The sequence below is a fragment of the Floccifex porci genome (genome assembly GCF_009696175.1).
Taxonomy (GTDB): Bacteria; Bacillota_I; Bacilli_A; order Erysipelotrichales; family Erysipelotrichaceae; genus Floccifex; species Floccifex porci.
In genome coordinates this window covers 13,266-25,917 of the sequence record NZ_VUMM01000002.1, presented here as the reverse complement: position 1 = coordinate 25,917, position 12,652 = coordinate 13,266, and the positions used below count along the sequence as shown (strand labels likewise).

Here is a 12,652-nt window from a genome sequence, read left to right as displayed (position 1 = left end):
GATGAGTTTTGTCAAAGACAGTGTAAACAAACAGCCAATTGTGGATAACGTATTTACGATCGTAAGTAAAGCGAAACAGGCGATTGCGGAATATGGAAATGATGCCGTTGTGAATGCGACAATCGGATCGTTATATGGAGAAGATGGAAAACTGGTTGCCTTAGATACAGTGTACGATTCTTTAAAGAATTTAGATAATCGTTCAATGGCTGCCTATGCGGCCAGCTTTACAGGAAACCCTGATTTCAAAGAACAGGCTTATGATTGGGTATTAAATGGAAACAGCCATTTAAATCATGAAGTTATTGCCACTCCAGGAGGAACCGGGGCTGTAGATATGACCGTTTCTTATTGTCTGGATCCAGGTCAGACTTTAGTTTTACCTTCATTGGCTTGGGGTTCTTATAATCTGATGGCACAAATGAACAATTTGAAAACAGTAAAATATGATTTGTTTGAAGAAGATCATTTTAACTTAAACTCCTTTAAAAAAGCATGTTTGAGTGCAATGGAAGTTCAGGATCGTTTGGTAGTGATCATCAATGATCCTTGTCATAATCCATCTGGATATTCTCTTTCAAAAGAAGAATGGAATGAAGTAATTGCGTTTTTAAATGAATGTTCAAAAACACATTCCGTTGTCTTATTAAATGATATTGCCTACATTGATTTCTCTTATCAGCAGGAAAAGGCAAAAGAATATATGAATTGTTTTGATTCCATTTCAGACAATGTAGTGGTTGTGATTGCCTTCAGTTTATCAAAATCAATGACATCCTATGGTTTACGTTGTGGAGCAGCGATTATTTTAGCACAGAAAGAACAGGCTGTTCAGGAAGTGAAAATTGTATTCGAAAAGAATGCTCGTGCAACATGGTCAAACATCAACAATGGGGCTATGAATATGTTTGTGGATGTTATGAAAAATCATAAAGAAAAATACAATGAAGAAAGAAATCAGTATGTTTCTTTATTGAAAGAAAGAAGCGATATCTTTGTTCAGGAAGCGAATGAAGTGGGACTGAAACATTATCCATATAAAGAAGGTTTCTTTGTGACTTTATCAATGGATAATGAAACAAGAGATAAATATCATCAGGCATTAATGGATCAGCATATTTATACAGTAAAAGTCAATAATGGAATTCGTGTAGCTGTTTGTTCTTTATCGGTAGATAAAGTAAAAGGACTGGCTAAACGTATGAAAGACATTTACGATCAGGTTCAATAGTTTATCATTCTTGTGAAGAAATGAATTAACATTTTTTCACATAAAAGAAAGGTATTCTACAGACAACTATTTTATAAAGTATAGACAGATAAAATAATAATTATCTTCATATATACTCTCTCTTTAAAAAAGCCGAAAGGCTTTTTTAATTTATAAAGAAAAGAGGATACCTGGAAATTGTCTAAAGAAAGGATTGGAAAGTGGTACAATTTTAGTTATATATTAATGGTGATTATGTTGTATAAAACAGGTATAATATAGTTAGAATATTACTATTAAAGCTGTTTTGGAGGTGATGATATGAATATTCGGCCATCTGCAGCAATCCGCCAGAACTACAATGAGATTGCAGATTTGTGTCGCAAAACAGCAGAACCGGTATTCCTCACTAAAAATGGGGAAGGAGATCTGGTTGTTATGGATATCGAGACGTATAACCGCAGGGAAAAAATGCTGAAATTGCGAGAAGAGCTTCTCGCTGTCGAAGAAGACAGAATAGCAGGAAGAAATGGATGTACTATTGATGAACTCGATGTTTTTCTTGATGATGTAATTGCTGGGGTATAAGTTAATGCCGGACAAAAAATATAAAGTCATTGTATCCGAAAGGGCAAAACAAATGCTGACAACACATATGTGTTTTATGGCACAGGTCAACAAAGAAACTGCCAAAACGAAAAAGAAAGAGCTTCTGGATGCAATGCGTTCTTTATCGTATATGCCTCAACGCTTTCCTTTCTTTGAAGAAGCATATATACCAGCAAATAAATACCGTAAGATGTTTTTCACAAACTGGTATCTCATCCTTTATCAGATTCAGGATGATACTGTTTATATTGATTATATCCTTGACTGCCGTAAAGACTATAGTTGGCTTGTCAGATAAATCAATCCTTCATGTGAATCAATTTTATCAAAGGATGGAGCTGACAGCGAATTCTTAAAAGAAGAATGACCTGAATAAACACTTTCTCTTAAAAAAGCCAAAAAGGCTTTTTTTTATTTATAAATAAAATATGATATAGTTTTTTTATATGGAGGATTTGATATGCAGATCAATATGACATCGCTTCGATTGTATGTTAAAGATACATGGGTTTTTTATCAGGCAAGAGATTCTTATTACACGGGAATTCTGAAAGATATAGAAATATATAAAAATATGGACGGGTATAAAATTAAAGGAGTCTTTGCTCAGTATTATAGAAAGATAAAAACCTTTGTCAATGTGGATCTGAATGGACACATAAACAGTGGAAAATGCGACTGCAGTAAAAGCAGTACAAAAAAAGGATGTGTTCATATCGTTGCTTTATGTGAAGCAGTGAATGAAATCAATCCAGAGTCTTTTCCTTATAAAATCAATTACCAGGATTATCTGGAAATGAAACAGAGAGAAAGAGAACTGGAAATCAAACGACAGATCAATGAATCAAATAATATCGAACTGGAAAAGATGATTCATGCGAAACTGGAAAAAAGAATGGAATCTCTATTATCTGCTAAAGATGAAACCATTCATATGCGTGTTTTTCTGGAAAAAAATCCGTATCCAAATATAAATTTTTCTATAGGTACCAAAAAGCTTTATAAAGTAAAGAATATTACGGAACTGTCACAGGGATTTTCAAATTCAAAAGTCTATAATTTAGGAAAGACCAGTTCCATTGTATTAAAACGTAAAAATTTAGATGAATATAGTTCTATGATTTTAGACTTTATCAATCAGAACATACTGGATGTAGAATCCAATAAAAAATATTTAGATCTGTATTCTTCTAATTTTGATGAATTTTATTCACTGATCGAACAATTGCCATTCGATTATTACAATTTTCTTATTGAAGACCAGGATATCAGAATTCGTTTTGATATTCAGAAAATAGATGAAATGTATGATATCAATCCTATCTTTGAACAGAATTACTATAAAGGAAAAAAACATTTATACAGTATAAAAGAGACAACCCTGATTCGTTATAAACTGGATGAGTATGGACAACTGATTTCTTTGATTGATTTTTTATACAAGTATGAAGATCTTATGATCAATAAAGAAAATATGAAACAGATTTATCTTCAAATGATTCAGCCCAATTTATCTCTTATAGATCTGCATACTAATTTTGATCCATCTATATTTGAAGAAAATATTCAGGATATTACTATTTATTCCGATTTACAGGATAATGAACTTAAAGTTTGGGGAAACTATAAAAACAATGGGGAAACTAAACAATTATTTGAAGAAAATCAAAGTTACTGTATTCAATCCATTGAAGCCATTATTAAAAATTATGCCAGTAAAGTTGAAAATCATATTGCCTGTTTTAAAACCAGAGGACAAAGACTGGATGAGTTTTTAGATACAGGAATTCCTTTGTTGACGGAACAGGCAACCGTAATGGTTTCTGAAGAATTAAAACGATTAAAAGAACGTAAGTCTTTGAATTTAAATGTAGGTGTACAAATTCAGAATAATTTACTGGAAATGCGGATTGAAACCGATGGTATTTCCAGAGAAGAACTGATTCAGATATTAAATGCATATCGCAAAAAGAAGAAATTTTTCCGTTTAAAAAATGGAGATACTATTGATCTGGAATCCAAAGAAATCAAAGAATTGGATGATCTGGCCACACAACTGGATTTAAGCACAAAAGATTTAAAGAAAGAAGAAATTGTTAAACCGGCTTATCAGTCTTTTCATTTAGATTCCGTGGATCTGGACATTCGAAAAGACGAATCCATTGATCGGTATTTGAACCGCTTGGATTCTTTGAAACCGATAGAATTAAATGAAAAATATAATTCTTTATTAAGAGAATATCAGAAAGAAGGAATCAATTGGATCTCTCATTTAAATACCATTGGATTGAATGGAATCTTAGCCGATGATATGGGTTTAGGAAAAACATTACAGGTGCTGGTTTATTTAGAAGGGTATAAAACTAAAAAACCTCACTTAATTGTCTGTCCGAGTTCATTGATGTATAACTGGAAAAATGAAATTCATAAATTTAATATTCAAATGGATTGTATATGTGTTACTGGCAATCAGATGGAAAGAAAGAATCTGATCGAAGAAAAACACGATCTGTATATCACAACCTATGATTATTTAAAACGAGATATAGAATTTTATCTGAAAAAGAAATTTGAGTATGTGATATTGGATGAAGCTCAGTATATTAAAAATCCAAAAACACAGAATGCACAGAGTGTAAAATCTTTAAAATGTGAACATAGACTGGCTTTAACAGGAACTCCAATTGAAAACAGTTTAAGTGAATTGTGGTCAATTTTTGATTTTTTAATGCCGGGATATCTGTATTCACTGGCTCATTTTGTGAAACAGTATGAAAAACCAATTCGAATTGAAAATGATGAAGAAAAACAGCGTCAGCTGCAGAAACTGGTTTCTCCATTTATTTTAAGAAGAACCAAACAGCAGGTATTAAAGGATTTGCCGGATAAAGTTGAAAAAGAACTGTGGCTGGATTTTAATGAAGAAGAAAAGAAATTGTATCTGGTCAATCTGGCTAGAGCCAATGATGAATTAAAGAAACAGTTTGAACTGGAACAGGTGGATTCGATATTGATTCTGGCTTTGATGACACGTTTAAGACAGATTTGTTGCGATGCACGAATGGTTTTTGATAATTTTAATTATCCTACTACAAAGATGAATATTTGTCTGGATCTGATTGAAACACTAAAAGAAAATCAGAAAAAAGTGTTACTGTTCTCTTCTTTTACGACTATTTTTGATTATATGATTCCTGAACTGGAACAAAGAGGAATCAAATATCATATAATTACAGGACAGACCACTAAAGAAAAAAGAGCAAAAGAAGTAAAAGAATTTCAGGAGGATGACAGTGATGTATTCCTGATTTCCTTAAAAGCGGGAGGAACCGGACTGAACTTAACCAGTGCCCAGGCGGTGATTCATTTTGACCCATGGTGGAATGTATCGGCTCAGAATCAGGCAACCGATCGAGCGTATCGGATTGGACAGACTAAAAACGTACTGGTGTATCAATTACTGATCAAAGGAAGCATCGAAGAAAAGATATTTGAAATGCAGAAGAGTAAAAAAGAAATGAGTGATATTTTTGTAGAAGGAGCAAAGGGGTCGATTTCTTCTTTGTCAAAAACAGAATTAAAAGAATTGTTTACGATGAAATAGGCAAATAAAGACACTTATTTTTATAAAAAGAGACAGTTGAAAAAAAGAATTCTTTTTCTTATACTTGAAATAGAAATAAAAGGGTTTGTGACTTCTTGGAAGGCTTGTCCTATAAAAAATGTAGATTTTTTATAGTGGCCGAAAAGAAGTCTTTTTATTTAGGAGGAAACTATGAGTGGATATCAGACAATATTTAAAAAAGAAGTAGAAAATCATTTATATCCATTTTTCTGGCAACATGGGGAAAGCCATGAAATTTTAGAGAAATATGTGGATAAAATATATGAATCACAGATGAAGGCAATCTGTATTGAAGCTAGACCCCATCCGGATTTTGTTAAAGAAAAGTGGTGGGAGGATCTAAACTGTATTCTGAAAAAATGTAAAGAAAAAAATATGAAAGTGTGGATTTTAGATGATTCTCATTTTCCCACTGGGTATGCCAATGGAAAAGTGGTATCCAGTTATCCACAATATTTAAAAACTTATATGTGGTGCAGACGATATGATGTCCATGGACCGATTCCACAGGCTCGAATCAACCTGCAGGTTCTAAAAGGAAGAATCTGGGAAAAACCAGAAAAAGACATTCGTATTTTAGGTGTTTATATGGCAAAACGAGTGGAAAGTGAAGACGATGAAATAGATTCGGATACGTTGATGGATATTAGCCATTGTATTGATTCCAGTCGCTTGATCACGGTAGACATTCCCAAAGGGGCTTATAGTCTGTTTGTGGTTTTTGAAACAAAAAAAGGAGGAGAAGAAACCACAAAAGATTATTTGAATCCACTTATGAAAGAAGCGACTCAAATATTAATTGATGAAGTGTATGAACCACATTACCAGCATTTTAAAGAGGAATTTGGCAAGAGCATACAGGCATTTTTCTCCGATGAACCTAGATTTGGGAATGTGAAAGGATGCGAAGCTACAATTGGAAGCGATATGCCTTTGCCATATCGTAAAGATTTAGAAAAAGAATTTTCATTTGATTTAAAGTATTTACCATTGTTATGGACAAAAGCACAAGGAAAAGAAAATGAAATTCGAGTTCAGTATATGGACCAAATCACAAAACTGTACAATGAGAATTTTACCAGTGTATTAGGAAAGTGGTGTGAAGAGCATAATGTATCCTATGTTGGACATACCATTGAAGACAATGGAGCCCATGCACGTTTGGGATATGGAACCGGACACTATTTTAGGGGTCAAGAGGGAATGCATTATGCCGGAATTGATGTGATTGGAACACAGATCGTACCAGGAATGAATTATCATCACGATGCATTCAGTACTGGAGGGGCCAATGGAGAATTTTATCATTATGCTCTAGCAAAATTAGGAGCTTCTGCTTCTCATCTGGATCCTAAGAAACAGGGACGATGTATGTGCGAAGCCTTTGGTGCATATGGATGGAATGAAGGATTGAAAACGATGAAATGGATTGCGGACAGTTTAATGGTTCGAGGAGTCAACAATATTGTACCTCATGCCTTCAATCCAAAAGAGTTTCCAGACTGGGATTGTCCTCCACATTTTTATGCACATGGACACAATCCGCAATTTCCGTATTTTCCAGTACTTGATCAATATATGAATCGAATTTGTTCCTTGTTTTCCAATGGAAAATATCCTTCAAAGGTGGCTTTGTATTATCCGGCAGAAAACGAATGGGCTTCCAGTTATACTCCGGTAGAAAAATTATCAAAATATTTAACACAGAATCAGATTCATTTTGATATTGTTTCAAAAGACTACATCTTATCCGGAAAATGTATGAATTCAAAATTAAAAATAAATGAAACAGAATTTGAAGTACTATTATTTCCATATAGTCAATATATATGTAAAGATTTAGTTGATTTCTTATATGAATCCAATGTTCGGGTTATATTTGAAAAAGAACTTCCATCAAAAGTCATTGGGGAAAGTAAATATTTTAAACAATGGCTTACAAAAGTAGAAATCTTAAAAGATTTAGATGAATATAAAATAGTACCCGTCAACAATAAAAACCTGGTTGTTTATGAATATGAAAAAGAGAATAAAAAGATTTATATGTTTTTTAATGAAAGTGTAGAAGAAGATATAGAATTTGATTTTCCTTTAAAAAATGCTTATGAATACGATGCGTTTAAAAATGAGTTGTATGAATATGATCCAAGGATTCATTTGTCTTCTTATGAATCAAAAATAGTTATTCAATCAATAGAAAGCTATCCTGTAAAACAGCGTACATTGTTTAAAGAGGAAAAAGAAATGGAATTAGACAATTGGAAGATCGAATTTGATGGAAAAACGATTGGCAATCAGTTAAAATTCGTATCCAGTATAAAAGGATATGAACAGGTGTGTGGAACGGCTATTTATAAAACGGATTTCTATTTGGATTCAAAATGTAAAATAAAACTTATATTAGAAGATGTATATGAAATTGCACAAGTGATTCTAAATGGAAAAGAAGTGGATACTCGAATCTGTAAACCTTATGTATTTGATTGTACAGAACAAGTACAGTCCGGAAAAAATGAATGTATTGTAAAGATAACCAATACTTTAGGAACAAAAATAAGAGAACCATTGTCAAGTTATTTACCGATTGAACCATTTGGATTTCAAAAAGCAATTTTAATGAAAGAATAAATAATTTTTTCTTGACAGCGCTTTCAAAAATTTCTATACTTCATATAGATAAAGAAATGAATAGGTTTGTTACTTCTTCTGAAGGCTTTCCCGAAAAATTCTTTAAAGGATTTTTTAGGTTGCTTAAGAAGAAGTTTTTTTTATGGGAGGTAAGAGAACATGTTCAATTTTTTTAAGAAAGAAGAATTTAAAATTGTTGCACCCGTTTCTGGTGAATTGATTCCTTTATCACAAGTACCGGATCAAGTATTTTCAACTAAGATGATGGGAGATGGATTTGCGGTGATTCCAGGGTCAAATAGAGTGGTAGCTCCATTAAGTGGAAGCCTGGAAACGGTATTTCCTACAGGACATGCAGTGGGTATTAAGACAAAAGATGGCATTGAATGCATTGTTCACATTGGTTTAGATACTGTGGAATTAAATGGAGAAGGATTTAATGTGCTGGTAAAACAAGGTGGAAAAATCAAAGCAGGAGAACCAATGGTTGAATTTGATAAAGAAGCATTAGAGGCAAAAGGGTACAATCTGGTGACAATGGTTGTATTCCCATCGGGGTATGATAAAGCTTTTGATTTAGGAAATAGAACCGTAAATGCTGGTGAAAAACTGATTTAATGATCAAACAGGCTTTTAATCCCTACTTACCCAGCTGGGAATATGTACCGGATGGAGAACCCCATGTTTTCAAGGATCGTGTTTATGTTTACGGTTCTCACGATCGTTTTAATGGGAATACATACTGTATGGAACCCTATGTATGCTGGTCGGCTCCAGTAAAGGATCTATCCGATTGGATCTGTCATGGCATTATTTATACAGGAAAAGAAGATCCGTTAAATGAAACAGGAAAGCGTTTGATGTTTGCACCGGATGTTGTAGAAAAAGAAGGTATTTATTATCTGTTTTATGGTTTAGATACATCGGATACGATATCGGTGGCAAAAAGCGATAAACCAGAAGGACCTTTTACATTTTATGGACATGTACATCACAAAGATGGAACAATTTTAGGTAAAAAAAAGGGAGATCGACAACAGTTTGATCCAGGTGTATTTAAAGATGAAGATGGACAGGTGTATCTGTATTCTGGATTTTCATCTACACCAGAGGTTATAGAACGAATTAAAAAGAAAATACAGAAACAAGGATTAAACATAGATATAAATATATCGACTACTGGAAACCTGGTGATGAAACTGGAAGAGGATATGCTGACATTAAAAAGTGAGCCGGTTCCTTTATTGCCGGGTGTCAGCAATTCAAAAGGAACGGGTTTTGAAGGACATGAATTTTTTGAAGCCAGTTCTATGCGAAAATTTAAAGATAACTATTATGCGATTTATTCCAGTGTAAATGGACATGAATTGTGTTACGCAATGTCAAAATATCCAGATCGGGATTTTGAATATAAAGGAGTTTTACATTCCAATGGAAATATTGGAATTGAAGAAAAGCCATCGTATTATTATGCGAACAATCATGGCTCTATAGTGGAGATAGAAGGTACCTATTATATTTTTGGACATCGGCATACCCATTATACCCAATATCAAAGACAAGGGGTTGCAGAAAAGTTGAAGATGAATCCAGATGGAACGTTCGATCAGGCAGAAATGACATCCTGTGGATTGAATAAAGGTCCATTAAAAGCTTTGGAAGATTATCCTTCTTATATTGCCTGCGTGTTAATGTCAAAAGAAGGTGCTTGTAAAGAAGATGTATCGATGGATTCTCAGCTTCATCCAGCAATCACTCAGGATGAAAACAAAGAAGCTTATATCACCAATATTCAGGATGGAACGGTAATTGGATATAAATATTTTGATTATCAGGATGTATCTCAAATATCTGTAGTTGTCACTTCCAGTTCAGATTGTCAATGGGATATATATACAGGAAATAAAAAAGTGGGTGTTTTAGATATCAAAAAATGTGATTCTTATACAAAAGTAGCCGCAAAAGTCTGTATTAAGAATCAGGTAAACGATTTACGCTTTGTCTGTAGAGGAAAAAGTGTTTTAAAATTTAAATCATTTTCTTTCAATTAAGTAATATATACTTAATAAATTAAAATTGAGTAAAAATAACTAATAAATTAAGTAAAATTAACTTAAAAATATTTATTGACAACGCTTTCATTTCGTTATAAGATATAGACGTGAAAAGCAACGGAGTATAAAAATGAAGGTCATTCGAAATATTAATAACAATGTGGCTGTTTGTGTAGATGACAATAATCACGAAGTTATCGCATTTGGTAAGGGCATTGGATTTAAGAAAGCTCCGTATGAGATTGAATTGTCTCAGATTGATCGGACCTACTACAACCTGGATCCGCACTATGTTTCGCTTTTAAATGAACTACCGGAAGATGTTCTGGAAGTGAGTTATGAAATAGTGAAAAAAGGGAGTGCTTATCTAAAAGTAGAGTTAAATCGAACGTTCTGGTTTTCACTTTGTGATCATATAAATTTTGCGATAGAGAATTGTAAGAAGGGGCTTGTGTTAAGTAACCCGATGACCAATGAGATTCGTCATTTATATGAAAAAGAAATGCTGCTTGGAAAATGGGCAGTGAAACATATTGATCGTCGTTTAAAGATACGGCTTCCTCAATCCGAAGAAGCAAACATTGCGATGCATTTTATCAATGCGAAGCAGGAAGTGAAAAAAAACGATGAAAAAGATGATTTTGAACATTTTGTAGAGGATATTACCGATATTGTAGAAAGTGAAATGGATATTATCATTGATCGAAGCGGTTTCAGTTATTCTCGATTTGTGACACATCTTAAATATTTATTAAAGAGAACCAATCAGATGTCAAAGGATTTCTCGGATAATATTAAGATGTATGAAGATGTCTATCAGAAATATCCTGAATTAAGGAAAGTGATAGAAAAAATTAAATGTTATATATATAGTGAGTTAAATATAGAGCCAAGTAAAGAAGAGCTGCTATATTTAATGATACATATCAATCGACTTTGTGCAAAAGAAGGATTGTAACCAGTGATGGGCTTTACCTGATGCAAGAAAGTGTTCTTTCTGTGCGTCAGGTTTTTATTTTAGCTAATACAGGGTAGTGCGCAATATCCTGAAAGCATATAGAAGAAAAAAGAGAGCGAGGAAAAAGAAAAAATGGCAAAGTATACAGAATTTTGCAATCAGATTCTAAATAATGTCGGTGGAAAAGAAAATGTTTCATCTGCTGTACATTGTATGACAAGATTACGTTTAAATCTAAAAGACAAATCAAAAGTGAATGTAGAAGCCGTACGTTCCATTAAAGGAGCCGTAGGAGCTCAGTTTTCTGGAGAACAATTTCAGATCATTATTGGACAGCATGTCAGTGATGTGTATCCTGAATTCTGTGCAATGGCTGGTTTAGGTATTGAAAGTGCAATTGATGAAAATTTAGACAAAGAACCATTTGATATCAAAAAATTACCATCGAAAGTCCTAGATTATATTTCAGGTACTGTTGTTCCATTGATTCCAATCATGATGGGAGCCGGGTTCTTCAAGATGTTCTATTCCGTTTTAGGACCAACATTAATGAATGTATTCCCAGAATCAGCGGATATTATGCAGACGCTGTATATTGTTGGAAATGCCGGATTCTATTTTATGCCTGTGTTTGCAGCTTATGGTGCAGCTAAAAAATTAAATACAAGTATTCCATTGGCTTTATTACTGGGTGTGTTATTGATCGATCCAAACATTATCAACATTGTTGGATTGGGTGAACCATTTAATATTTATGGATTTATTCCAATGCAGTTAAATAATTATGCGAATGGGATCCTTCCTTCTTTATTAGCAGTATTTGCTTTGAAATATGTATTTGATTTCTTCAATCAGCACATGTTAAAAAGTATCAAAGTCATTGGAGTTCCATTCTGTACTTTAGTGATCATGGTTCCATTAATGATGTGTGTATTGGCTCCGGTAGGTAACTGGATCGGTATGGGATTATCATGGATCTTCTCAACATTATATGACTTTGTTGGACCATTGGCTATCGCCTTGATTGCGGCTTTCTGGCCATTCTTAGTGGCTACAGGAATGCATATTGCAGTAATTCAAATCGCATTGATCAACATCACTACATTAGGATATGACCCAATTGTATTAGCTGGATCAAACATTGCCAATTACGCTTTAATGGGTATGACTTTAGCTTACTTCTTACGTGTAAAGGGAGAAGAAAAACAAATGGCAGGTGCCAATGTGATCACATTGATCGTAGGTGGTATTTCAGAACCAACATTGTTCGGTATCTTATTACGTAACAAAAAAGCAATGGCTACACAAATCATTGGTGGTTTCATTGGTGGACTTGTTGGTGGAATCTTAGGAGTCGCTGTTTATACTCTTGGAGCATCTAACTTCTTAACTGTACTTCAATACGCTGGAGGTCCTGGACAAAACTTCATTAATGCATGTATTGCCTGTGCCGTCGCTTTTGTAGCTGCCTTTATTGTAGGAGTTATATTAGGATTTGGTGATGGTGATGGCTTAAAAAATTTCAAAGGAAAAAAAGCCAGCAAATAATCAATAAAGGTTCAAGCTTG

The 12,652-nt window shown here is 33.6% G+C and carries 9 protein-coding genes; all 9 read left to right on the top strand.

Annotation, left to right across the window (positions count from 1 at the left end):
• The first annotated feature begins 1 nt into the window (after position 1).
• The 9 genes from FYJ50_RS01325 to FYJ50_RS01285 all read left to right on the top strand — a co-directional run bounded on the left by FYJ50_RS01325 (position 2) and on the right by FYJ50_RS01285 (position 12,632).
• Complete coding sequence (locus FYJ50_RS01325; RefSeq protein ID WP_154459246.1) at positions 2 to 1,231, top strand: pyridoxal phosphate-dependent aminotransferase; 1,230 nt, start codon at positions 2 to 4, stop codon at positions 1,229 to 1,231.
• Between the two features lie 300 nt (positions 1,232 to 1,531).
• Positions 1,532 to 1,798, top strand: a complete 267-nt coding sequence (locus tag FYJ50_RS01320) for a type II toxin-antitoxin system Phd/YefM family antitoxin (RefSeq protein ID WP_154459245.1) — start codon at positions 1,532 to 1,534, stop codon at positions 1,796 to 1,798.
• Positions 1,799 to 1,802: 4 nt separating this feature from the next.
• Positions 1,803 to 2,117, top strand: coding sequence for a type II toxin-antitoxin system RelE/ParE family toxin (locus FYJ50_RS01315; RefSeq protein ID WP_154459244.1), 315 nt, complete (start codon positions 1,803 to 1,805; stop codon positions 2,115 to 2,117).
• Positions 2,118 to 2,279: 162 nt separating this feature from the next.
• The gene (locus FYJ50_RS01310; protein ID WP_154459243.1) at positions 2,280 to 5,423 is read left to right on the top strand and encodes a DEAD/DEAH box helicase; all 3,144 of its coding nucleotides are present in this window, start codon (positions 2,280 to 2,282) and stop codon (positions 5,421 to 5,423) included.
• A gap of 171 nt (positions 5,424 to 5,594) precedes the next feature.
• Complete coding sequence (locus tag FYJ50_RS01305; protein ID WP_154459242.1) at positions 5,595 to 8,072, top strand: hypothetical protein; 2,478 nt, start codon at positions 5,595 to 5,597, stop codon at positions 8,070 to 8,072.
• A gap of 159 nt (positions 8,073 to 8,231) precedes the next feature.
• Positions 8,232 to 8,690 carry a PTS sugar transporter subunit IIA gene (locus FYJ50_RS01300; protein WP_154459241.1) on the top strand — a complete coding sequence of 153 codons (459 nt, stop codon included), beginning with the start codon at positions 8,232 to 8,234 and terminating at the stop codon, positions 8,688 to 8,690.
• Positions 8,690 to 10,123, top strand: coding sequence for a family 43 glycosylhydrolase (locus tag FYJ50_RS01295; RefSeq protein ID WP_154459240.1), 1,434 nt, complete (start codon positions 8,690 to 8,692; stop codon positions 10,121 to 10,123). The genes FYJ50_RS01300 and FYJ50_RS01295 overlap by 1 nt, the downstream gene beginning before the upstream one ends.
• 133 nt (positions 10,124 to 10,256) lie before the next feature.
• Positions 10,257 to 11,084 (top strand): PRD domain-containing protein, encoded by an 828-nt coding sequence (locus FYJ50_RS01290; RefSeq protein WP_154459239.1) that lies wholly within the window; start codon positions 10,257 to 10,259, stop codon positions 11,082 to 11,084.
• A gap of 132 nt (positions 11,085 to 11,216) precedes the next feature.
• A complete protein-coding gene (locus FYJ50_RS01285; RefSeq protein WP_154459238.1) occupies positions 11,217 to 12,632 on the top strand; it encodes a PTS transporter subunit EIIC in 1,416 nt (471 codons plus the stop codon).
• Positions 12,633 to 12,652: the final 20 nt, after the last annotated feature.

Excerpts from the sequence above, each read along its gene's own strand:
- FYJ50_RS01325 (WP_154459246.1), top strand. The coding sequence starts at position 2 with ATGAGTTTTGTCAAAGACAGTGTAAACAAACAGCCAATTGTGGATAAC.
- FYJ50_RS01320 (WP_154459245.1), top strand. The coding sequence starts at position 1,532 with ATGAATATTCGGCCATCTGCAGCAATCCGCCAGAACTACAATGAGATT.
- FYJ50_RS01315 (WP_154459244.1), top strand. The coding sequence starts at position 1,803 with ATGCCGGACAAAAAATATAAAGTCATTGTATCCGAAAGGGCAAAACAA.
- FYJ50_RS01310 (WP_154459243.1), top strand. The coding sequence starts at position 2,280 with ATGCAGATCAATATGACATCGCTTCGATTGTATGTTAAAGATACATGG.
- FYJ50_RS01305 (WP_154459242.1), top strand. The coding sequence starts at position 5,595 with ATGAGTGGATATCAGACAATATTTAAAAAAGAAGTAGAAAATCATTTA.
- FYJ50_RS01300 (WP_154459241.1), top strand. The coding sequence starts at position 8,232 with ATGTTCAATTTTTTTAAGAAAGAAGAATTTAAAATTGTTGCACCCGTT.
- FYJ50_RS01295 (WP_154459240.1), top strand. The coding sequence starts at position 8,690 with ATGATCAAACAGGCTTTTAATCCCTACTTACCCAGCTGGGAATATGTA.
- FYJ50_RS01290 (WP_154459239.1), top strand. The coding sequence starts at position 10,257 with ATGAAGGTCATTCGAAATATTAATAACAATGTGGCTGTTTGTGTAGAT.
- FYJ50_RS01285 (WP_154459238.1), top strand. The coding sequence starts at position 11,217 with ATGGCAAAGTATACAGAATTTTGCAATCAGATTCTAAATAATGTCGGT.